Raw genomic sequence first — 21,157 nt, 5'->3', positions numbered from 1 at the left:
CGACATAGACCCCTCGCGGTCCTGGCACTGCCGACGAGCGGTAGCCCAGGCCCTGTGCCTAATTGAAGGACGCTTCCAGCCGCGCCTTCACCTCGGGCCATTCGCGGTCGGTGATGCTGTACATCACGGTGTCGTCCAGACGACCGTCGGCCAGCCGCCGATGATGACGCAGCAGGCCTTCACGGACCGCGCCCAGCTTCTCGATGGCGGCCTGGGACCTGAGGTTGGTCGCCGCGGTCTTGAGCTGCACGCGCACCAGCTGCCAGTGCTCGAAGGCATGGCGTAGCATCAGGTACTTGATGTTGCCGTTGAGACCACTGCCATGCTGCTCGCTGGCGAGCCAGGTCCAGCCGATCTCGGCGGCGGGCAGCGCCGGCAGGAAGTCGGCGAAGCGGGTAGTGCCCACCAGCCGGTCGGCGATCCGCACGGCGAAGGGCAAGGCGCGCCCCTCGCGCCCCTCGGCCAGCGCCTGACGATACCAATCCGGCCGCAGGGGGCCGCTCAGGTAGTGCAGCGCCTCGCGATTGCGCTCGGCCAGGCTGACCAGCTCCAGCACGTCGCCCTCCGCCAGGGGGTCCAGGCGCAGCGCACCACGTTGCAGGGAAATGGGCTGCGCTTGGAACATGACGGTCTCTCTCGCTTGAATCAGCCCGCCAACCTAACAGGGCCGGCCGTCTGGCTCAACCCACCGTCATCCCATCGCGCGCCAGAACTGACGTCTGGCACCCCAAGGTGCGACACTTTGTCCGGGCGCGATGGGCGCCTGGAATGTCTGGAGTCGCCATGTCCCTGCCCAGCGGGCTGATCATCACCGTTACCCTCGGCTACCTAGCCCTGCTGTTCGCCATCGCCTTCTATGGCGATCGCCGCCCACCGCTCAGGCCGCGCCTGCGGGCCTGGGTCTACAGCCTGTCGCTGGCCGTCTACTGCACCAGCTGGACCTTCTTCGGCGCGGTCGGCCAGGCCGCTGACCAGCTCTGGTCGTTCCTGCCCATCTACCTGGGCCCCATTCTCTTCCTGCTGCTGGCGCCGCAACTGGTCAAGAAGATGGTGCTGATCAGCAAGAAGGAAAACATCACCTCCATCGCCGACTTCATCGCCTCCCGCTATGGCAAGTCCCAGACCCTGGCCATCGTCGTCGCGCTCATCTGCCTGGTCGGCGTCCTGCCCTACCTGGCGCTGCAGCTCAAGGGCATCGTCATCGGCGTCAACCTGTTGACCGGCATCAATGCCGAATCCCTGAGCACTCGTGCCCAGGACACGGCGCTGTTCGTTTCCCTGGTGCTGGCGGTGTTCGCCATTCTCTTCGGCACCCGCAACCTGGATGTCACCGAGCACCATCGCGGCATGATGCTAGCGATCGCCTTCGAATCCCTGGTCAAGCTCGCCGCCTTTCTCGCCGTCGGCCTCTGGGTCACCTACGACCTGCACGATGGCTTCAGCGACCTGCTCGCCCGTTCCCAGCAGGCGCCGCAGCTGCAGGAATACTGGCGCGAGACGCTGGACTGGCCGGGCCTGCTGATCCAGACCGGCGTGGCCTTCATCGCCGTGATGTGCCTGCCGCGCCAGTTCCATGTCACGGTGGTGGAAAACACCGATACCCGGGACGTCAACCTGGCGCGCTGGGTGTTTCCGCTCTACCTGGCGCTGGCCGCCCTGTTCGTCATCCCCATCGCCCTGGCCGGCCAGCTGCATCTGCCCGGCGGCGTGCTGCCCGACTCCTTCGTCATCAGCCTGCCGCTGGCCCAGGAGCGGCCCTGGCTGGCCTTGCTGGCCTTTCTGGGCGGCGCCTCGGCGGCCACCGGCATGGTGATCGTCGCCTGCGTCGCGCTCTCCACCATGATCTCCAACGATATCGTCCTGCCCTGGCTGCTCAAGCGCCGGGGCCAGGTGGAGAGTCCCCATGCGGTGTTCAGCCACTGGATGCTCACGGTGCGCCGCGCCAGCATCGTGGTCATCCTGGTCCTGGCCTACTGCAGCTATCGCCTGCTGGGCTCCAATGCCAGCCTGGCCACCATCGGACAGATCGCCTTCGCCGCCATCGCCCAGCTTGGACCGGCCATGGTCGGGGCGCTGTTCTGGAAGGCCGCCAATCGCCGCGGCGTCTTTGCCGGGCTCACCGCCGGGGCGCTGCTCTGGGGTTATCTGATGGTGCTGCCGGTGGTGGCCACCAGCCTGCAATGGCCACTAGGGGCCTTTCCAGGCCTGGCCTGGTTCGAGCAGCCCACGGGTGAGCGGACGTTGCAGCCGACCACCGTCGGCGCCCTGGTGTCCCTGGCCGGCAACTTCCTGCTGTTCGCCCTGGTATCGCTGCTCTCGCGCACCCGGGTCTCGGAATACTGGCAGGCCGGGCGCTTCATCGCCCAGTACGCCCTGCCCCGACCGCGCAATCGCGCCCTGCTGGCGGTCAAGCTGGAGGACCTGCGCCTGCTCGCGGCCCGGTTCGTGGGTGATGAGCGCGCCCGCCTGAGCTTCAGCCGCTTCGCCGAGCAGAGCGGCCTGACCTATCACCCCGGAATGAACGCCAACAGCGAATGGATCGCCCAGACCGAGCGACTGCTGGCCGGGGTGATCGGCGCCTCCTCCGCGCGCGCGGTGGTCAAGGCCGCCATCGAAGGCCGCGACATGCAGGTCGACGACGTGGTGCGCATTGCCGACGAAGCCTCGGAGGTGCTGGAATTCAACCGGGCGCTCTTGCAGGGCGCCATCGAGAACATCTCCCAGGGCATCAGCGTGGTCGACCAGTCGCTACGCCTGGTGGCCTGGAATCAGCGCTACCTGGAACTGTTCGACTATCCCGACGGCATGATCCAGGTTGGCCGGCCCATCGCCGAGATCATCCGCTACAACGCCCTGCGCGGCCTCTGCGGACCGGGCGATGCCGACGAGCACGTGGCCCGCCGGGTGGAACGGATGCGCCAGGGCATCCCCCACACCTCGGAACGCACCTTTCCCAATGGCCGGGTGATCGAGCTGATCGGCAGCCCCATGCCCGGGCGCGGCTTCGTGATGAGCTTTACCGACATCACCGCCTTCCGCGAGGCCGAGCGCGCCCTGCGCGAAGCCAACGAGGGCCTGGAGCAGCGCGTCGAGGAACGTACCCGCGAACTGTCCCAACTCAACCAGGCCCTGGAGGAAGCCAAGGCTCATGCCGAAGCGGCCAATCAGTCCAAGAGTCGTTTTCTCACCGCGGTCAGCCATGACCTGATGCAACCCCTGAGCGCCGCGCGCCTGTTCACCGCCGCCCTCGCCCACCAGGACGGCCTGGCCCAGGAGGCCCAGGAACTAGTGCGCAACATGGACAGTGCCCTGAGATCCAGCGAAGACCTGATCGCCGATCTGCTGGACATCTCTCGCCTGGAGAACGGGCGCATCCTGGCCACGCCGGCGCCCTTCCCCCTGGCCACTCTGTTCGACGCCCTGGGCGTCGAATTCAAGGCCCTGGCGCAGGATCAGGGCACCAGCCTGCGCATCCGCGGCAGTCAGCTGGTGGTCAACAGCGACAGCAAGCTGCTGCGTCGGGTACTGCAGAATTTCCTCACCAACGCCCTGAGATATGCCCATGGCCGGGTATTGCTCGGGGTGCGTCGTCAGGGCCAGAGCGTGAGCCTGGAGGTCTGGGACAGCGGCCCTGGCATCCCGGCGGACAAGCTCGAATTGATCTTCGAGGAATTCAAGCGACTGGACAGCCACCAGACCCGAGCGGAAAAGGGCCTGGGCCTTGGTCTGGCGATCGCCGACCGCCTCTGCCGGGTGCTCGGCCACGAACTCTCGGTACGCTCCTGGCCGGGCCACGGCAGCGTCTTCAGCGTCAAGGTGCCCCTGGCGCCCGCCTTGGCCATCCAAGCCGCGACCGCCAGCGAAGCGGCCCAGCCCCTGGCCGGTGATCCGGTGCTGTGCATCGACAACGAAGACAGCATCCTGCTGGGCCTGCGCAGCCTGCTGGGTCGCTGGGGCTGCCAGGTCTGGACCGCGCGCAGTCGCGAAGAATGCTCCGCCCTGCTGGAACAGGGCCTGGTGCCGCGCCTGCTCATCGTCGACTACCACCTGAGCGACGCCGATACCGGTCCGGATGTCGCCGTATGGATCCGCCAGAGGCTGGAGCAGGATATCCCGGGCATCGTCATCAGCGCCGATGGCCGCCCGGAATGCCTGGCCAAGGTCCGCCAGGCGCGGCTGGATTTCCTGCCCAAACCAGTCAAGCCGGCCTCGTTGCGTGCCCTGTTGAGTCGTCAGCTGGCCCTGTCCGGTTGACCTGGACAGCACTGCTGAACGCTGCCTTGGATAGGTCTTTCGTTCAGCGTCGATTAAGGTTATGCGGCCCTCATCCCACGGAACAATCCACAGCTTCTGTTGATAACTTTGTTGAAAACATGGTGGAAAAGAACCCGGAGCCTTGCTCTGCGGGCGCCCCGAACAAGTTGATCATTTTTTAATCACTTTGATAAGTTCAACGTAATCAACAACTTAATTCAAAAGCAGGATTTTTGGTTGGGAAAACCCTGGCGTCGAGTGGGCTTGACAAGCGCTAGCACAGGTTGTGCACAACTCACTGAAAAAATGACCAACGGAAACCTGTCAGCGGTCGCACAATTGTCAAGTATTCGTGAAACAAATTTTTTCAGGCTCCTTCGTACCCGAGGCCCAGGGGCAGCCCGCAGGCTAGAGCCACCGCTCAGAGCGGCAGGCAGGCCAAAGGCTAGCCTTGTCCTCTGCCGGTCATCGGGTAGACTGCCCCTTTTCGCTCAGGGCTGTCACGGCGACGCCCAACCGGTCAAACAGGCATGGACGCGTCAGCCTTCTGGAATAGCTCAGTCTCATGAACGTCTTCATCGCGGGTCAACACGGACAACTTTCCCAGGCACTGCAAGTGCTGCTGGCCGCCAAGGCCCAGGTCACCGTAGTTGGCCGGGCCCAGGTGGATTTCACCCAGCTGGACGCGCTTCATGACCGCGTCCTGGCCGCAAAGCCCGATGTCATCATCAATGCCGCTGCCTATACCGCCGTGGACGCTGCCGAGAACGATGCCCAGACCGCTACCCTGATCAACGAGCGGGTACCCCAGGTCTTCGCCCGGGCGGCCCAACAGCTCGGCATTCCGATGGTCCACTACTCCACCGACTATGTCTTCGATGGCAGCCAGGACGGCCGCTATCGGGAAGAGGATCCGACCTGCCCGCTCAATGTCTATGGGCGGACCAAGCTGGCCGGCGAGAATGCCGTGCGCGAACACGCCGAGCGTCACCTCATCCTGCGCACCAGCTGGGTCTATTCCTGGCAGGGCAACAACTTCCTGCGCACCATGGTACGGCTGCTCAGCGAGCGCGACGAATTGAACATCGTCGACGACCAGATCGGCGCGCCCACCTGGACGCGTACCATCGCCGATGCCACTGACCGCCTGCTGGCCCACAGCGACAAGGGTGATCTCTGGGGCACCTATCACCTGACCGCCAACGGCACCACTTCCTGGTTCGGTTTCGCCGAGCAGATCGCTCGGCGCCTGGGCGAGACCGGTCAGTTGAAGGCACGCCTCAATCCCATCCCCAGCAGCTCCTATCCCACCCCGGCCCATCGCCCGATCAATTCCCGCCTGTCCACCGAAAAGCTGGCCGCGGTGCTGGGCCAGCCGCTACCCGACTGGCAAGCGGCTTTCGAGCAGTGCTGGAACGAGCGCGAGCTTCAGGTGGGCGGCTGAAACGGGCCGCCGGTCATACTTCTGGGATCTCTCCCAGAACTACCCCTGTCCCTTGAAGTCAATGGCACTGACCCCGCTCACGCCAGTCAGGTACGTCATGGACAACCCCTTCCAACTCATCGCCGCAGCCTTCGAGCATGACTTCCGGGTCAATTTCCGCATCGAGCGCCTCGACGGCAGCGTCAGTCTGACGCTGTCGGACGACAGTGGCGTCAAGGTCAAGCGGTTGATCAGCAAACAGCAGCTGCACGACCACACTCGCCTCGCGCGGCTGATCGACAGCATCCGGCTGGGTATCGCCATCGACGAAGGTCACGGCGTTACGGCCTTGCTGGCAGGCGGCAGCGGTACCGTCAACCGTCTGACCGTCGCGAACTGAGCAAGGATCTATGCAAACCATGGAAGGCCTGATCAGCAGTCCCGTGCAGACGGCGAATCCCACGACGTTACTGGATGGCGTGGAGACGGTACCGACGCTGCAATCCGCCCAGACTTCGCTGTACCAGCTGACCTGTGCGCGGCTCGACCAACAGCTGGCACCGCTCAAGGTCTGGCCGACCCTGCCGGACCGTACCGGTCGATTTTCCTTCACCCTGTTGGACAGATGCGGACGCATCCTCTATCGCTCGCCGGCCTTGCGCCAGGCGCTGTATCGAGAAGAGGATCTGCTCAATGGTGTGATCGCCAGTGCGCGGCTGGCCGCCGTGCAGGCTGGACAGGGCTTTCCGTCCTGGGGTGTAGTGGACGTCGCCTGCCCTATGTACGAACTACCTGCCACTCAACTTCCCTGTGCGGGATGCCGCCTGTTGAAGTGCAAGAGCTAAGAGAAAAGTCGCGGGAAAAACGCTCAGGGCTTGTTTGCCCTCTTTAACTCTTCAACGTTCGAGACCAACGAATACCCAGGCATTCGTACTGCAAGTCTCGCGCTGAAGCGTTCTGATGCAGAATCTTTACTCGGAATATCTCAGCATATTGGCGCCGGTGGCACGCAACACCGCCATGGACTGTGGCGCCAGGGCGCCGGCCCGCAGCGAAACATCCTTGCGAACCTCGTCAATCACCGTCTTCAGCAGCTGGCTCTCGCCCAGTTGCCGGGCACTGACCACTCGGTTCACGCGAGCGTCGTCACACTGCTGATCCTGCACCGTCAGCACGATACTGCCATCGGGGCGAGGTGCCGTAACCGAGCATTTATAAGTACTGAAAGCGGCGGTCAGTCTATCAATGGCGTTTTCCATTCTTCCCCCTGTTATTTGTCTAGAAGTGCATGGATGATCAAATACGACGCAACTGACAGTGATAGAAACAGCAAAGTTCTAGCGCTCTACTTGAATAAGACGACCAATGGCGGTAGTACGCCGTTTTGTGAGCCAGCTCTTCTAATTGACGATCAGCGGGGAACTTTTAAAGGGGCGAAATGGGTAAGGTATGGCCATTCGTCCGCTGTGTGCTTGGACCTGTAGCCGCCTAGCGCCCTTGACGACGGCTCTGGCCCGCGGAACCTTTGGTCGGAGCCCTCACTCGAAAGGGCTGAAACGGATACCCATCGCCTATCAGGAGCGCGCCATGAACGACAAAACCCCTCCCGTGATCAAAGACGAGCTTGCTGCTGACATCCATGAGCAGGCACACAAGCAGAACACTGACCGGGTCCGTCGTCATCTGGGCGAGGCCGAGCAGGCGTTGACCGATGAATTCCACACCCTGCTGGCAGACGCCGAGCAACTGCTCAAGCACACCGCCAGCATGGCCGGTGAGCAGGCGGACGAACTGCGCGCCAAGTTGAGCTCCAGCCTGGAGCGCTCCCGCGACGTGCTCAAGACCAAGCAGGATGACCTCTACCGCCAGGGCGTCGCCGCCAAGGAGACCACCGAGGAATACGTGGTCGACAATCCCTTCAAGGCCCTTGGCATCGCTGCCGGCGTTGGCTTCCTGATCGGCCTGCTGGCCTCGCGCCGCTAAGCCTGGGGGATCATCATGGACACCTCCTCTCCTCCACGGGAGCTGCCTGACGAGGCGCCCAAGCCATCGGTCAAGCGTCTCGCCGGCGCGGTGGTAGGCCTGCTGCAGAGCCACCTGGAATTGCTGGGCATCGAGGTCCAGGAAGAGAAGGTCCGTACCTTCCAGCTGTTCCTCTTTACCGGCCTGAGTCTGATCTTCGGTCTGCTGGTGCTGGTGGGTGTTTCGGCGGCCATCATCATCGCCTTCTGGGATACCTACCGCATGACCGCGACCCTGGGTCTGTGCGCCTTCTATGCCGTGGCGCTGGTGATCTGCATCCTGCGGGCACTGAGCCTGGTCAAGGGTGCCGCCCCTTTCCACGCCACCCTGGAAGAACTCAATCGCAACCGGGAGCGCCTACTGCCATGAACCAGCCGCTCAGCTCCGCCACCAGCCAGGCCAAGCGCAAGGAACTGGTCAGGCTGCGCATGGAGATGTATCGCCAGCAGCTGATCTACAACGCTCAGCCCCTGCACAATCCCATCAGCCTTATCGGCGATCTGGTACGACCCAACCGGGACAAGGTGGCCAGTTCAGCGAAGAAGCCCCTGATGTTGGGTGCCACGGTGTTCCTGTCGCTGTTCGGCAAGCGCCTCGGCGCCGTGGGTCGCCTGGCCCGTATCGGTCTGGCGCTCTATCCCATCGTCAATCGCCTGCAGAATCGGCACCGCGAACAGGCGGACCAGCCGCTGCCACCGCCTCGTTAGAACGAACGGCTCCCCAGGGAGCCGTTTTCACGGGTGGCATCCTTATCGCATGCTGGCTATCCCGCCACGCATTCCACTGCGGTCAGACGATAAGGAACCACCGTGCTACCAGGTCAACCCACTGCCTTCTTCCAACCCTTCATCGATACGGCGACTGGACGCATTGCCGGCGTCGAGGCACTTGGCCGACTGCGGCAGGCCGATGGCACCTACACCTCTGTCGGCCCGTTGTTTGCCGATCCCCATACCCCGACCCCGGATCTGCTGCAGCTGGACCGCACCCTGCGGGAAGACGCCCTGCAGCGCTTCGCCAGCGCCCCGGATGACTGGTTTCTCAGCCTCAACCTCTCGCCGCGCTGGATCAGTCAACTGGAACGCGGTGCCGAATTGCCGAGCCTGGCGCAGCTGGAGCGCTCCGGTATCGACCCGACACGGATCGTCTACGAGATCACCGAAGCAGCCGGCGATCTGCCGAGCCTGACCCAAACCGTCGCCCGCTATCGCGAACGCGGCATCCGCATCGCCATCGACGATTTCGGTTCCGGCTATTCGCAACTGGATCGGGTGCTGGATCTGCAGCCGGATATCCTCAAGCTGGACATGTGCCTGTTCCAGGCCGCCGCGCGGGGTGGCACCCGGGGCGAGGCGGTCAAGGCGCTGGCACAGATGGCCGAAAAGACCGGTTGCTGGCTGATCGCCGAGGGCGTCGAGACCGAGACCGAACTCGACTTCGCCCTGGAGTGCGGCGCTCGCTACGTCCAGGGCTTCCTCTTCGCCGAGGCCACCGCCGAATTGGGCGCAAGCGACAGTCATCAGCAACGCTTCGCCAGCCTGCGCAGTCGCTTCGTCGACGGCAAGCTGGCCCAGCAGACCCGGCTGCTGGAGTTGCGCCAGCAGTTAGCAGAATTCGTCACCCAGCTCAGACCCTGGGCGGAACACGGCGGTCCCCTGAGCGCCCTGCCCGATCCCCAGGCGTTTCCCGGGCTGCTGCGCATCTACCAGTGCGACCGCACCGGCACCCAGATCACCCCGAATCTGGAGTGGAACGGCATGTTCTGGCGCGAGAATCGCCGCTACCTCAATCACAACTGGTCCTGGCGCCCCTACTTCTATGCCCTGCTGGCCGAAGGCTGGAACGAGCGCCGCCTGGCGCTTTCGACCGTCTATCGCGATGCCACCACCAACCAGTACTGCCTGACCGCCAGCCAGTTCCTGGAAAGCGGCCAGCGCCTGCTGCTGATCGACCTGGATGCCAGTCAATTGCCGGGCTTTGCCAAGTAAGCGGTGATGATCGTATGTTGCCGAGGTCAGAACGCAGAAGCGCCGAACGGCAATCGTCGGCGCTCCCCCTATCGGTGATAGCTCGAGGACGGCCTTGGACTGGCAGACACTTCTTATCCGCGAACGGCTGGGCAAACCCCTGCACAGCCCGGATGAACTGGGGCGCAGCCCCTTTCACAAGGACCACGATCGCATCATCTTTTCCGGCGCCTTCCGCCGGTTGGGACGCAAGACCCAGGTGCATCCCGTCACCAGCAACGATCACATTCATACCCGCCTGACCCACAGCCTGGAGGTGAGCTGCGTCGGCCGCTCCCTGGGCATGCGCGTGGGCGAGAGTCTGAGAGGCGCCCTGCCCGAGTGGTGCGATCCGAGCGACCTCGGCATGGTGGTGCAATCCGCCTGCCTGGCCCATGACATCGGCAATCCGCCCTTCGGCCATTCCGGCGAAGACGCCATCCGCTACTGGTTCACCCAGGCCGCCGGCCGCGGCTGGCTGGACGACATGAGCGAGGCGGAGCGCCAGGACTTCCTGCACTTCGAGGGCAACGCCCAGGGCTTCCGGGTGCTGACCCAGCTCGAATACCACCAGTTCGACGGCGGCACCCGCCTGACCTACGCGACCCTCGGTACCTATCTCAAGTACCCTTGGACGTCACGCTATGCCGCGGCGCCTGGCTACAAGAAGCACAAGTTCGGCTGCTACCAAAGCGAGCTGCCGCTGCTGGAGCAGATCGCCGAGAAACTCGAACTGCCGCTGCTGGGTCCGGAACGCTGGGCACGGCATCCGCTGGTCTACCTCATGGAGGCCGCCGACGACATCTGCTATGGGCTGATCGATCTGGAAGACGGCCTGGAGATGGAGCTGCTGGACTATGCCGAGGTCGAGGCGCTGCTGCTGGGCCTGGTCGGCGACGACCTGCCCGAGACCTATCGCCAGCTGGGGCCGCGGGATTCCCGCCGGCGCAAGTTGGCGATCCTGCGCGGCAAGGCCATCGAGCACCTGACCAACGCCACCGCTCGCGCCTTCGTCGATCAGCAGAACGCCCTGCTCGCCGGCACCCTGGGCGATGACCTGGTCGAGCACATGGCCGGTCCGGCAAAGCTCTGCGTGCAGCGCGCCAAGGCCCTGGCCCGGGAAAAGATCTTCCACGACAAGCGCAAGACCCTGCACGAGATCGGCGCCTACACCACCCTGGAAATCCTGCTCAATGCCTTTTGCGGCGCCGCCCTGGAACAGCACCGCGGACGCGAGCCTTCTTTCAAGAGTCGCCGCATCCTCGACCTGCTGGGCAACAGCGCGCCGGATCCCTCTTGGACCCTGCACCAGGCCTTCATGCGGGTGATCGACTTCATCGCTGGCATGACCGACAGCTATGCCACCGCCATGGCGGCCGAGATGACCGGGCGTTCGAACCCGGTTTAAGGAGCGCCACGATGGCCACCGCACCCCGCACGCGCAAGGGCCCCGGCAGTCGCTGGCTGGCCGCTCAGGGCTGGAAGGCCTTTCCCTTCCAGCGCGAGGTGGCCAAGGCCATCGCCGCCGGGGAGTCCGGCCTGCTGCACGCCACCACCGGCTCGGGCAAGACCTACGCCGTCTGGCTGGCCGCCCTGGATGCCTTCGTCGCGCCCAAGCCGATCACGGCCAAGGGCCTGCCCAGCAAGCGCAAGCAGGCGCCACCGCCGCTCACCGTGCTCTGGTTGACGCCCATGCGCGCCCTGGCGGCGGATACCCTGCGCGCCCTGGAGCGCCCGGTGCTCGACGAGGAGCTGGAATGGACCCTGGGCCTGCGTACCGGGGACACCGGCAGCAGCGAGCGCGCCCGGCAGAATCGCCGGCTGCCGACGGCCCTGGTGACCACGCCCGAGAGCCTTTCGCTATTGCTGTCCCGGGAGGACGCCCAGGAAGCCCTGGGCCAGGTTCGCCTGGTGGTCATCGATGAATGGCACGAATTACTCGGCAACAAGCGCGGCACCCAGACGCAACTCGCCCTGGCCCGCCTGCGCCGCTGGAACCCCGGCCTGCAGACCTGGGGCCTGTCGGCGACCCTGGGCAACCAGGCTCACGCGCTGGACGTGCTGCTGGCCGGAGAACCGGGACACCTGGTGCAGGGCCGCCAGGACAAGCGCCTGCAGGTGGATACCCTGCTGCCCCAGGGCGGCGTCGAGCGCTTCGCCTGGGCCGGGCACCTGGGCATGCGCCTGCTGCAGCAGGTGATCCGCGAACTGGAAGACAGTCCCACCACCCTGGTCTTCACCAATACCCGCGCCCAGACCGAACTCTGGTACCAGGCGCTGCTGCAGGCGCGTCCGGACTGGGCCGGCCTGATCGCCCTGCACCATGGCTCCATCGAGAAACAGGCCCGCGAGTGGGTGGAGAGCGGCCTTAAGAATGGCCAGCTCAAGGCGGTGATCTGCACCTCCAGCCTCGACCTCGGCGTGGACTTCCTGCCGGTGGAGCGGGTGCTGCAGATCGGCTCGCCCAAGAGCATCGCTCGACTGCTGCAACGCGCCGGCCGCAGTGGTCACGCCCCGGGCCGCGCCTCGCGGGCGACCCTGGTTCCCACCTACAGCCTCGATCTGCTGGATGCGGCGGCCACTCGCCGTGCCATCACCGCGGGCGAGATCGAGGCGCGCACCGCCCCGGTCAAGCCCCTGGACGTCCTGGTGCAGCATCTGGTGACCGTCGCCTTGGGCGGCGGCTTCGAACCGGACGACCTGCTACCGGAGATCCGCAGCGCCTGGGCCTATCGCCACCTCAGCGAAGGCGAGTGGATCTGGGCACTGGCCTTCGTTCGCAACGGGGGCGCCTCGCTGTCGGCCTACCCCGACTATCGCCGCGCCGAACCCGACGCCGAGGGCATCTGGCGCGTCCCCGACAAGCAGCTGGCCAAGCGGCATCGACTGGGCATCGGCACCATCGTCAGCGAGACCAGCCTCAATGTGCAGTTCTGGTCCAAGGGCGGCGGCGGCAATCGCCTGGGCAACATCGAGGAAGGCTTCATCGCCCGGCTGCGGCCCGGCGACCACTTTCTCTTCGCCGGTCGTACCCTGGAACTGGTACGGGTGGAAAACATGACGGTGTACGTGCGCCGTGCCAGCGGGCGCAAGGCCGCCATCCCGCGCTGGAGCGGCAGTCGCATGCCGCTTTCGGACACCCTCGCCAAGCACGTCCTGGCGCTGTTGGAAGACGCCGAGGCGCAGCGCTACGAGAGCCCGGAGATGCGCCTGCTGCAACCGTTGCTGGATGTGCAACGGCAGTGGTCGGCCCTGCCCAGCGCTCATTACCTGCTCGCCGAGACGCTGGAATCCCGCGAAGGCTCGCACCTGTTCCTCTATCCCTTCGCCGGGCGCCATGCCCACCTGGGGCTGGCCAGCCTGCTGGCCTGGCGCCTGGCGCAGCGGCGCCCCTGCACCTTTTCCATCGCCGTCAACGACTATGGCCTGGAACTGGTCTCGCCGGTCAGCCTGGACTGGCAGGAGCTGCTCGATGCCAGTCTCTTCACCACCGACAACCTGGTCAGCGATACCCTGGCCAGCCTCAACGCCGCCGAACTCGCCCAGCGCCGCTTTCGCGAGATCGCCCGCATCTCCGGGCTGATCTTTTCCGGCTACCCAGGGGCGCACAAGAGCAATCGCCAGTTGCAGGCCAGCAGCAGCCTCTTCTATCAGGTGTTTCGCCAATACGATCCCGACAACCTGCTGCTCGGCCAGGCCCAGACCGAGGTGCTGCGCCAGGAACTCGATGCCGACCGCTTGCAGCAGACCCTGACCCGGACCGGCGCCCTGCCCCTGCGCCTGGTTACCCTGGACCATCCCTCGCCCTTCGCCCTGCCACTCATGGTCGAGCGGTTACGCGAGAGCCTGAGTTCGGAAAAGCTGGCCGATCGCATCACCCGCATGGTCGGCGACCTGGAGCGCGAAGCCGGACCGGACGAGCGCGCGCGCGCCTTCGATCCCGAATCCCTGGTGCAACCCAGCCATGACAGCGATCTGACACCCCGTCGCGGCGCTAGTCCGCGGCGTCCTCGCGTACAGAAATCCGGTCGTCCTCGATAACGATCCGGCCCTGGCGATAGAGATGGCCGATGGCCTTCTTGAAGTTGCCCTTGCTGACACCGAACAGCTGATGGATCAGGGCCGGCGGGCTGCTGTCGCTGAGCTCCAGCACCCCTCCCCGCGCCTTGGCCAGGCTGATGATCTGCTCGGCGAGATCGGTACCGGCGGCAGCACCCTGGGGCTGCAGGGTCAGGCTGATCTTGCCGTCCGCCCGTATCTCGCGAATGAAGCCGCGCTCGCGCTGGCCCAGGCGCAGCGGCTTGAAGGCCTCGTTGCGATGCACCAGCCCCCAGTGCTTGTTGTCGACGATCACCTTATAGCCGAGGTCGGTCTGCTCGACGACCAGCAGCGGTACCGGTTGGCCGACCTTGTAGCGCGCCGGCTCGCGATCCAGATAGCGATCCAGCCGCGCGGTGGCGACGATCCGCCGGGTGCGAGTGTCCAGGTGCACGTGCACCACGCAGTGATCGCCCACCTGCAGCGGCCGCTTCTCTTCGGAGTGCGGCAACAGCAGGTCCTTGGGCAGACCCCAGTCGAGGAAGATCCCTACCCGACCCACCTCTACCACCCGTAGGCTGGCGAAGCCGCCGACCTGTACCTTCGGCTTCTCGGTGGTGGCGATCAGGCGGTCTTCGCTGTCCAGATAGAGGAAGACGTTGAGCCAGTCGCCCTCGGCGCAGGGTTCGTCCCTCGGCGCATAGCGACGCGGCAGCAGCACCTCGCCGTCGTTGCCGGCATCCAGGAACAGGCCGATGGGGGTATTGCGCAAAATCTGCAAGCTGTTGAAGCGACCCAACAAGGCCATGAGTGGAGACTCCTGTAGAAAGCGGTGCATTTTACCGCGATCAGCAAAGCCACTGCTTGCTCGCTACCCTGGCCCCTTGAAAGGATCGCTCAGCATCGTGCGAAGCCTTGATGGCCGCCGGGTGTCGCCCGGGTAGCGAACCTCGACCCGATGCGACGCTATCCCGGCACGGTTTGGTGCCATGCCGTGCTGAAGACCTACCTGCCGTTCACAGCAGATGGAGCCTGCTGACGTCCGGGCAGCGCTGCTTGCATGAAAGTGATCGGTGCTTGCTCGATAGATGCCTTCCCACCGACTCAACCCGCATCCAATGACCGCCAGATTCAGGCGGTCAGGCAATCATCGGCGAGTGGAATCTCGATGAAGAGACCGACGGTGTCAGCCTCGACCCGCATGGCTGCCACCACCGCATTCAGCAAGAACGGATTGGTAGCCTGCTCGTTGGTCACTATTCGCTGGGTCAGCTTGATCGACTGCTGGGCATGGTAGACAGCTATCAGTATTTCATTGAGGTTCAGGCGACGAAGCTCGACCCGGTATCCGGCGAGTCCGTGGCCCAATGCGCGTCCTGCGCATTCGAGACCGTTTTTCACGGTAAATCCTTGAACCCTTGCGGTTCGGGGTAATGAATCGAACGAAATAATAGCATCTAGCCACTACCCGCATTGAGCAGGCCGTCACCGTTTCGACACCACTGGCCTATGGCGACAGCGAAAACGAAAAGCCTTTGCCCGCGACCGCTGAGCGTTTGCTTCGACCGGCTGAAACCTTCCCCTAGCCGGGACCCGCTCTTGGGTACCATCCCGGTCACGAAAAGACTCCGGATAAACCTCAGCTGGCCGAATCGCACCGCCTGGAACCCCGAACGATGGCCTCGGTGGGCAACACGACAGGGTGGAGGAGACGGGTGCTCACAGGCTCTTGAAAACCTGAAGAATCAGCCCTCACGCACTACTGATTGCCGGGCACGATGCACTGCCCAGCGACTCGGCCAACGACACCTTGCGTCAGGGAAACGATTCAGCACGGATCCTTTTCGGCAGCCGACAGGCCCATGCCCAGGATTGCGATACGCCTCCCCTGCGCCAACAGCCGTTTGCCCGCTCTAGCCACCACTTCGACCATGGTCGCTAAAGTCAACATCGAGCAGCTCAAAGGTCTTGTTTTGCGCAAGCCAGTCTGAGACCATCCATCGCTGTCAGGTGAGGCTGTCTCTACAAAGCGGCTCACCTGTCGAGAACCTGGAGTACATCAGGGCCAGCTTTCGCGGCATGGGTTTCTCCTCGTTTCAAAACTGTCGTCCTTCGGACAACAACGTCATCTTATTCAAGGAGAAATCCATGTCTACTCGCCAAACTGGCACCGTCAAGTGGTTCAACGACGAGAAAGGCTTCGGCTTCATCACCCCCCAGAGCGGCCCGGACGTGTTCGTTCACTACCGTTCCATTCAGGGTAACGGCTTCAAGAGCCTGCAAGAAGGCCAGGCCGTTTCCTTCCTGGTCGTGCAAGGCCAGAAAGGCCTGCAGGCCGATGAGGTGCAGGTGATCTAATCACCCGCCTTCTCGAAAAAGCCCAACCCCCGGTTGGGCTTTTTTTTGCGCGGACGTCGGCCAACCAACGTTCGCAATAGCGACCTAGGGATGAGGTGCGTCTTGTGAAAACCTTCGCTGCCCTGCTCTGCCTGCTCCTGCTCGCCGGTTGCGCCGCCTTTCCCGGTGACGAACTCCCTTCCCAGCCGTTCCGCGCTCCCGCGAGCGAGCGACAGCAGCGCCCCAATGTCCTGGTGGAGTTCAACTTCTATCGAGGCGAGGTCGAAGATGCCAAGGAGGCGACCTCCATTGCCGTGGCCCGCGAAGGCCTGAAGCCCAGGCTGCGCCAGGTCCTGGAGCACTCCCAGCTGTTCGACCGTATCATCCTGGTGCCAGAGCCCGGCAGGCCGGACGATGCCTTGCTGCGCCTCAAGCTCTACAACAGCACCTCCTATGCCGCGGCCATCGCCAGCGGCCTGATCACTGGTGCCACCTTCTTTCTCGTCCCGGGTACCGCCAGGGACGACTATGTACTGACCGCCGAGTGGCTGGCGCCGGGGAGCAGCACGCCCACCCGCGTGCGCAATGCCAGCTCGGTGCGCACCTGGATGGGGGTCTGGTTCCTGCCCCTGGCCGCCAGCCATCAGGCCGGCACCGCCATCGAGGACACCTTCGCGCGCCAGGTCAACGAGGCCCTGCGGCAATTGCAAGCCGCCGGCGTGTTCACCGACCACTCCTCGCCCCAGGGGAACGGCGAAACGCCTGCACCGGTCACACCTTGACCGGCAATCAAGCAGACGAGGATCCCATGGCCGAAGAAAAGCGCAAAGCCGACGAACGCGAACTGCCCAAGGACGAAAAGCCCCTGCGCACCGAGCACGCCAAGACCGACGACGGACGCGATCCGCCTTCGCCCAACAGTCCGGACCGTACCAAGGACGCCACGGGCTACAACTGATCCCGCCCTTTCCAGAAACGACCGCCAAGGCGGTCGTTTCTTTGTCTGCGTGCTGCCCCTTGGGATTGGCTCGCCCCGCCCTCCTTACTGCATAATGCCCGCACTCCGACGTCTATCGGCCCCTTTTCTCTTCAACTAGGCCGGTACCCTGCCAAGGTGTGTGTCCCGATGCGAAAGACCTTCCGATCTCTGGGCCTGCTGTTGAGCTGCTGCGCCCTGGGCTTTTCCCTGCCCGTCAGTGCCGATACCTCCTACCTGCCGCCGCGAATCGAAAAGGCGATGCAGACCAACAAGATTCCCGGTAGCGATCTGTCGCTGGTGATGCTGCCCCTCGACGGCCCGGGCGAAAACGATTACTACAACGCCGACGTCTCGGTGAATCCGGCGTCGACCATGAAGCTGATCACCACCTATGCCGCCCTGGAACTGCTGGGCCCCACCTACCAGTGGAGGACCGAGTTCTATACCGACGGCACCCTCAAGGACGGCATCCTCAACGGCAACCTCTATCTCAAGGGTGGCGGCGATCCCAAGCTGAACATGGAGCGCCTCTGGCTGCTCATGCGCGACCTGCGCGCCAATGGCGTGCTGGAGGTCACCGGCGACCTGGTGCTGGATCGTGGTCGCTTCGTGAAACCCAATCTGCCGGCCTTCAACGATGACGGCGAAGACGAGAACAAGACCTTCCTGGTGGGGCCGGATTCGCTGCTGGTGAACCTGAAATCGGTACGCATGGTGGTGCGCTCGGCCGATGGCCGCGTCAGCGTCTCCATGGATCCACCGCTGACCAACGTCAACATCGACAACCAGATGCGCGCCACCGGCAAGAGCGGCTGTCCCGCCTGGCCGGATGTGCGTTTCAATCCGGTGCCCCAGGCCGATGGCAGCACCAGCCTCATCGTCAGCGGCCAGTTGCCGGACGGCTGCAACGCCCAGAGCTATCTGTCTCTGCTCGATCACCCGGCCTACACCGCCGGCGCGGTGCGGGCCATCTGGCAGGAGCTGGGCGGTAGCATCAAGGGCCGCACCCGCGAGGGCAGCGTGCCGCGCAACGCCGAGGTACTGGCGCGGGCCTTCTCGCCCGATGTGGTGGAGATCATTCGTGACATCAACAAGTACAGCAACAACACCATGGCCCAGCAGCTGTTCCTGTCCATCGGCGCGCAATTCCGCACCTCGGCGGATGCCGACGACGGCAAGGCGGCGCTGCGGGTCATCCGCTCGTGGCTGGCGCGTAAGGGCATCAATGCCAGCCACCTGATCATGGAGAACGGCTCGGGCCTGTCCCGCGCCGAGCGGGTCAGCGCGCGGGAGATGGCGGAGATCCTCAGATCGGCCTGGCAGAGCCCCTATGGGCCGGAGTTCATCTCCTCGCTGCCGCTGGCCGGCATGGACGGCACCCTGCGCAAACGCATGAAGAATTCGCCGCTGACTGGCCAGGCGCACATGAAGACCGGCACCCTGAACAACGTCCGCGCCCTGGCAGGCTTCGTCCGGGACGCCAACGCCCGCAACTGGGTGGTGGTCGCCATCCTCAACAGCAGCCGCCCCTGGGGTGCCTCCTCCATCCTGGACGAGGTCGTGCTGGATCTTTATCTGCGCAGCCGCCAGGACGGCGCGGTCGCCAACTGACGCGCAAAACAAAACCGGCGTCTGCTCACGCAGACGCCGGTTTTGTTTACAGCACTCGGCAAGGCAGGCCGGAAAGCCGACGTTACCGCGGTGCACCGCATTGGGCAAGACCTTTGTCCAATGCACCCTTGTGGGGCATTTTCAGGCCGCGGCTACGGCCTAGATCATGCCGAGCAAGAGCAGCACCAGCAGGACCACCAGGATGGCGCCCACGATGCCGGACGGGCCATAGCCCCAGCTGCGCGAATGGGGGAATACCGGAAGTCCGCCGATGAGCAGGACCAGCAGCACCAGAACCAGGATGGTCGAGAGAGTCATCTGCCATTCTCCATGAAGGCCAGGGGTCGACCGCCGTCGTAACAGGTTGCTACGAAGCGACGGGCCTGTTCCATGGACCCGCGCCAGCGGCGGAAAATTCCGAAGTCGTCAGGCGACCTCTGCCATCCCTCGATCCACCGGTGTTCCCGGAAAAAAAAGCCCGGATCAGGGATCCGGGCTCGGTCTTGGTGCAGGTATCTATCAGTGCGAGACGGCGCCGCTGGCCCCCAGACCGGTCTGGGATCTCACGAACTGCGGGTAGAAGCGCGCGCGCTCTTCTTCGGCAGCCGCCGACTTGTCGGTGATGGAGAAGAACCAGATGCCGACGAAGGCCACGGCGATGGAGAACAGCGCCGGGTATTCATAGGGGTAGATCGGCTTGGCATGACCGAGGATGGTCACCCAGATGGTCGGGCCGAGCACCATCAGGGCCACCGCGGTGATCAGGCCGAGCCAGCCACCGATCATGGCGCCCCGCGTGGTCAAGCGCTTCCAGTACATCGAGAGCAGCAGGATGGGGAAGTTGCAGCTGGCGGCGATGGAGAAGGCCAGGCCCACCATGAAGGCGATGTTCTGCTTCTCGAAGAGAATGCCCAGGGCAATGGCGACTACGCCCAGCGCCACGGTGGTCATCTTGGAGACGCGAATCTCGTCCTTCTCGTTGGCCTTGCCCTTTTTGATCACGCTGGCGTAGAGGTCATGGGAGACCGCCGAAGCACCGGCCAGGGTCAGACCGGCCACCACCGCCAGGATGGTGGCGAAGGCCACCGCCGAGATGAAGCCCAGGAAGATGCTGCCGCCCACGGCGTTGGCCAGGTGCACCGCCGCCATGTTGTTGCCGCCCAGCAGGGCGCCGGCGGCGTCCTTGAAGGCCGGGTTGGTGCTGACCAGCAGGATGGCGCCAAAGCCGATGATGAAGGTCAGGATGTAGAAGTAGCCGATGAAGCCGGTGGCGTAGAACACGCTCTTGCGGGCTTCCTTGGCGTCGCTCACGGTGAAGAAGCGCATCAGGATGTGCGGCAGGCCGGCGGTGCCGAACATCAGCGCCAGACCCAGGGAGAAGGCCGAGATCGGATCCTTCACCAGGCCGCCGGGGCTCATGATGGCCTCGCCTTTCGGATGCACGGCGATGGCTTCGGCGAACAGTCGGTTGAAGTCGAAGCCGACGTGCTTCATCACCATGAAGGCCATGAAGCTGGCGCCGGACAGCAGCAGCACCGCCTTGATGATCTGCACCCAGGTGGTGGCCAGCATGCCGCCGAAGAGGACGTAGAGCACCATGAGGATGCCCACCAGCACCACGGCCAGGGTGTAGTCCAGGCCGAACAGCAGCTGGATCAGCTTGCCGGCACCGACCATCTGGGCGATCAGGTAGAGGGCGACCACCACCAGCGAACCGCAGGCGGACAGGGTACGGATGTCCTTTTGCTTGAGGCGATAGGACGCCACGTCGGCGAAGGTGTACTTGCCCAGGTTGCGCAGGCGCTCGGCGATCAGGAACAGGATGATCGGCCAGCCCACCAGGAAGCCGATGGAGTAGATCAGGCCGTCGTAGCCGGAGGTGAACACCAGGGCGGAAATGCCCAGGAAAGAGGCGGCCGACATGTAGTCACCGGCGATGGCCAGACCATTCTGGAAACCGGTGATGCGCCCGCCAGCGGCGTAGTAGTCCGCCGCCGAGCGGTTGCGCTTGGAGGCCCAGTAGGTGATACCCAGGGTGGCGCCGACGAAGGCCACGAACATCAGGATGGCGGAGACGTTCAGGGGTTGGCGCTGGACCGCGCCGCTGATGGCGTCGGCCGCCCACAGCGAAGGCGAGAGGGCCAGCAGTGCAGCGGCCAGGGAAAGACGTCTCATGGCTGCACCTCCCGGAGGATTTCCGCGTTGAGCCGATCGAATTCGCCATTGGCCCGGCGTACATAGATGCCGGTCAGGATGAAGGCCGAAAGGATCAGACCGACGCCCAGGGGGATACCCCAGGTCATGGCGGTCTCCGCATGGATACGGGTACCAAGGACCCTGGGGGCGAAGGCGATCAGGAGAATGAAGGCGGAATAGAGTCCGAGCATGATGGCGGAGAGCGTCCAGGCAAAGCGCCCGCGCTTGGTCACCAGTTCTTGGAAACGCGGACTGGCTTCAATCCGCCGGTAGGTGCTGTCATTCATTATT

Annotated in this window: 21 protein-coding genes; 14 read left to right on the top strand and 7 right to left on the bottom strand. The window is 64.3% G+C overall.

The window, feature by feature from the left end; genetic code table 11:
* Window positions 1-58: 58 nt before the first annotated feature.
* Entirely contained in the window at window positions 59-625 is a 567-nt protein-coding gene (locus AX284_RS11450) for a GNAT family N-acetyltransferase (RefSeq protein WP_068385532.1), read from the bottom strand.
* 158 nt (window positions 626-783) lie between these two features.
* Here AX284_RS11450 and AX284_RS11445 point away from each other — a divergent pair, with 158 nt between their 5' ends.
* The 4 genes from AX284_RS11445 to AX284_RS11430 all read left to right on the top strand — a co-directional run bounded on the left by AX284_RS11445 (window position 784) and on the right by AX284_RS11430 (window position 6,522).
* A complete protein-coding gene (locus AX284_RS11445; RefSeq protein ID WP_064306569.1) occupies window positions 784-4,254 on the top strand; it encodes a hybrid sensor histidine kinase/response regulator in 3,471 nt (1,156 codons plus the stop codon).
* Window positions 4,255-4,819: 565 nt separating this feature from the next.
* Entirely contained in the window at window positions 4,820-5,698 is an 879-nt protein-coding gene (gene rfbD, locus AX284_RS11440) for a dTDP-4-dehydrorhamnose reductase (protein WP_064306570.1), read from the top strand.
* 97 nt (window positions 5,699-5,795) lie between these two features.
* On the top strand, window positions 5,796-6,077 hold the full coding sequence (locus AX284_RS11435) for a DUF3509 domain-containing protein (protein WP_064306571.1): 282 nt from the start codon (window positions 5,796-5,798) through the stop codon (window positions 6,075-6,077).
* Between the two features lie 19 nt (window positions 6,078-6,096).
* Complete coding sequence (locus tag AX284_RS11430) at window positions 6,097-6,522, top strand: hypothetical protein (protein ID WP_068385529.1); 426 nt, start codon at window positions 6,097-6,099, stop codon at window positions 6,520-6,522.
* A gap of 126 nt (window positions 6,523-6,648) precedes the next feature.
* Here the strand turns inward: AX284_RS11430 and AX284_RS11425 are convergent, their stop codons facing one another.
* Window positions 6,649-6,936, bottom strand: coding sequence for a DUF3509 domain-containing protein (locus tag AX284_RS11425; protein ID WP_007159080.1), 288 nt, complete (start codon window positions 6,934-6,936; stop codon window positions 6,649-6,651).
* Between the two features lie 328 nt (window positions 6,937-7,264).
* Here AX284_RS11425 and AX284_RS11420 point away from each other — a divergent pair, with 328 nt between their 5' ends.
* The 6 genes from AX284_RS11420 to AX284_RS11395 all read left to right on the top strand — a co-directional run bounded on the left by AX284_RS11420 (window position 7,265) and on the right by AX284_RS11395 (window position 13,746).
* Window positions 7,265-7,660, top strand: coding sequence for a DUF883 family protein (locus AX284_RS11420; RefSeq protein WP_017639722.1), 396 nt, complete (start codon window positions 7,265-7,267; stop codon window positions 7,658-7,660).
* A gap of 15 nt (window positions 7,661-7,675) precedes the next feature.
* Window positions 7,676-8,068 (top strand): phage holin family protein, encoded by a 393-nt coding sequence (locus AX284_RS11415; RefSeq protein ID WP_017639721.1) that lies wholly within the window; start codon window positions 7,676-7,678, stop codon window positions 8,066-8,068.
* Window positions 8,065-8,406 carry a hypothetical protein gene (locus AX284_RS11410; protein ID WP_064306573.1) on the top strand — a complete coding sequence of 114 codons (342 nt, stop codon included), beginning with the start codon at window positions 8,065-8,067 and terminating at the stop codon, window positions 8,404-8,406. The genes AX284_RS11415 and AX284_RS11410 overlap by 4 nt, the downstream gene beginning before the upstream one ends.
* Before the next feature lie 102 nt (window positions 8,407-8,508).
* The gene (locus AX284_RS11405) at window positions 8,509-9,687 is read left to right on the top strand and encodes an EAL domain-containing protein (RefSeq protein ID WP_068385526.1); all 1,179 of its coding nucleotides are present in this window, start codon (window positions 8,509-8,511) and stop codon (window positions 9,685-9,687) included.
* A 94-nt stretch (window positions 9,688-9,781) separates the two neighbouring features.
* Window positions 9,782-11,113, top strand: a complete 1,332-nt coding sequence (locus AX284_RS11400; RefSeq protein ID WP_068385523.1) for a deoxyguanosinetriphosphate triphosphohydrolase — start codon at window positions 9,782-9,784, stop codon at window positions 11,111-11,113.
* Between the two features lie 11 nt (window positions 11,114-11,124).
* Window positions 11,125-13,746: a ligase-associated DNA damage response DEXH box helicase gene (locus AX284_RS11395; RefSeq protein ID WP_068385521.1), complete on the top strand. Its 2,622-nt coding sequence runs from the start codon at window positions 11,125-11,127 to the stop codon at window positions 13,744-13,746.
* Here AX284_RS11395 and AX284_RS11390 read toward each other — a convergent pair.
* Complete coding sequence (locus AX284_RS11390) at window positions 13,700-14,551, bottom strand: CvfB family protein (RefSeq protein ID WP_068385518.1); 852 nt, start codon at window positions 14,549-14,551, stop codon at window positions 13,700-13,702. The two genes, AX284_RS11395 and AX284_RS11390, sit on opposite strands and share 47 nt — an antisense overlap.
* A 323-nt stretch (window positions 14,552-14,874) precedes the next feature.
* Window positions 14,875-15,144 carry a hypothetical protein gene (locus AX284_RS11385; protein WP_236712164.1) on the bottom strand — a complete coding sequence of 90 codons (270 nt, stop codon included), beginning with the start codon at window positions 15,142-15,144 and terminating at the stop codon, window positions 14,875-14,877.
* A gap of 747 nt (window positions 15,145-15,891) precedes the next feature.
* Between AX284_RS11385 and AX284_RS11380 the strand changes: the two genes are divergently transcribed.
* From AX284_RS11380 to dacB, 4 genes are all read left to right on the top strand, one after another.
* On the top strand, window positions 15,892-16,101 hold the full coding sequence (locus AX284_RS11380; RefSeq protein WP_007159089.1) for a cold-shock protein: 210 nt from the start codon (window positions 15,892-15,894) through the stop codon (window positions 16,099-16,101).
* A gap of 104 nt (window positions 16,102-16,205) precedes the next feature.
* Window positions 16,206-16,862 carry a hypothetical protein gene (locus AX284_RS11375; RefSeq protein ID WP_068385512.1) on the top strand — a complete coding sequence of 219 codons (657 nt, stop codon included), beginning with the start codon at window positions 16,206-16,208 and terminating at the stop codon, window positions 16,860-16,862.
* Window positions 16,863-16,888: 26 nt separating this feature from the next.
* The gene (locus AX284_RS11975; protein ID WP_017639713.1) at window positions 16,889-17,038 is read left to right on the top strand and encodes a hypothetical protein; all 150 of its coding nucleotides are present in this window, start codon (window positions 16,889-16,891) and stop codon (window positions 17,036-17,038) included.
* A gap of 168 nt (window positions 17,039-17,206) precedes the next feature.
* Window positions 17,207-18,670, top strand: coding sequence for a D-alanyl-D-alanine carboxypeptidase/D-alanyl-D-alanine endopeptidase (gene dacB, locus AX284_RS11370; RefSeq protein ID WP_017639712.1), 1,464 nt, complete (start codon window positions 17,207-17,209; stop codon window positions 18,668-18,670).
* A gap of 159 nt (window positions 18,671-18,829) precedes the next feature.
* Here dacB and AX284_RS11775 read toward each other — a convergent pair whose 3' ends face one another.
* The 3 genes from AX284_RS11775 to AX284_RS11360 form a co-directional block, all read right to left on the bottom strand.
* Complete coding sequence (locus tag AX284_RS11775) at window positions 18,830-18,988, bottom strand: DUF3309 family protein (protein ID WP_007159093.1); 159 nt, start codon at window positions 18,986-18,988, stop codon at window positions 18,830-18,832.
* 201 nt (window positions 18,989-19,189) lie between these two features.
* Entirely contained in the window at window positions 19,190-20,845 is a 1,656-nt protein-coding gene (locus AX284_RS11365; protein ID WP_064306579.1) for a cation acetate symporter, read from the bottom strand.
* Window positions 20,842-21,153 carry a DUF485 domain-containing protein gene (locus AX284_RS11360; RefSeq protein WP_068385509.1) on the bottom strand — a complete coding sequence of 104 codons (312 nt, stop codon included), beginning with the start codon at window positions 21,151-21,153 and terminating at the stop codon, window positions 20,842-20,844. The genes AX284_RS11365 and AX284_RS11360 overlap by 4 nt, the downstream gene beginning before the upstream one ends.
* Window positions 21,154-21,157: the final 4 nt, after the last annotated feature.

Source organism: Pseudomonas sp. HUK17 (assembly GCF_001566765.1).
Note: the sequence above shows the minus strand (reverse complement) of the source record. Positions and strands in the feature narration are given on the sequence as shown.

Bases quoted from the DNA above. Each gene is read 5' to 3' on its own strand.
- AX284_RS11450 (WP_068385532.1), bottom strand. From the start codon at position 625: ATGTTCCAAGCGCAGCCCATTTCCCTGCAACGTGGTGCGCTGCGCCTG.
- AX284_RS11445 (WP_064306569.1), top strand. From the start codon at position 784: ATGTCCCTGCCCAGCGGGCTGATCATCACCGTTACCCTCGGCTACCTA.
- rfbD (WP_064306570.1), top strand. From the start codon at position 4,820: ATGAACGTCTTCATCGCGGGTCAACACGGACAACTTTCCCAGGCACTG.
- AX284_RS11435 (WP_064306571.1), top strand. From the start codon at position 5,796: ATGGACAACCCCTTCCAACTCATCGCCGCAGCCTTCGAGCATGACTTC.
- AX284_RS11430 (WP_068385529.1), top strand. From the start codon at position 6,097: ATGGAAGGCCTGATCAGCAGTCCCGTGCAGACGGCGAATCCCACGACG.
- AX284_RS11425 (WP_007159080.1), bottom strand. From the start codon at position 6,936: ATGGAAAACGCCATTGATAGACTGACCGCCGCTTTCAGTACTTATAAA.
- AX284_RS11420 (WP_017639722.1), top strand. From the start codon at position 7,265: ATGAACGACAAAACCCCTCCCGTGATCAAAGACGAGCTTGCTGCTGAC.
- AX284_RS11415 (WP_017639721.1), top strand. From the start codon at position 7,676: ATGGACACCTCCTCTCCTCCACGGGAGCTGCCTGACGAGGCGCCCAAG.
- AX284_RS11410 (WP_064306573.1), top strand. From the start codon at position 8,065: ATGAACCAGCCGCTCAGCTCCGCCACCAGCCAGGCCAAGCGCAAGGAA.
- AX284_RS11395 (WP_068385521.1), top strand. From the start codon at position 11,125: ATGGCCACCGCACCCCGCACGCGCAAGGGCCCCGGCAGTCGCTGGCTG.
- AX284_RS11390 (WP_068385518.1), bottom strand. From the start codon at position 14,551: ATGGCCTTGTTGGGTCGCTTCAACAGCTTGCAGATTTTGCGCAATACC.
- AX284_RS11380 (WP_007159089.1), top strand. From the start codon at position 15,892: ATGTCTACTCGCCAAACTGGCACCGTCAAGTGGTTCAACGACGAGAAA.
- AX284_RS11975 (WP_017639713.1), top strand. From the start codon at position 16,889: ATGGCCGAAGAAAAGCGCAAAGCCGACGAACGCGAACTGCCCAAGGAC.
- dacB (WP_017639712.1), top strand. From the start codon at position 17,207: ATGCGAAAGACCTTCCGATCTCTGGGCCTGCTGTTGAGCTGCTGCGCC.
- AX284_RS11775 (WP_007159093.1), bottom strand. From the start codon at position 18,988: ATGACTCTCTCGACCATCCTGGTTCTGGTGCTGCTGGTCCTGCTCATC.
- AX284_RS11365 (WP_064306579.1), bottom strand. From the start codon at position 20,845: ATGAGACGTCTTTCCCTGGCCGCTGCACTGCTGGCCCTCTCGCCTTCG.
- AX284_RS11360 (WP_068385509.1), bottom strand. From the start codon at position 21,153: ATGAATGACAGCACCTACCGGCGGATTGAAGCCAGTCCGCGTTTCCAA.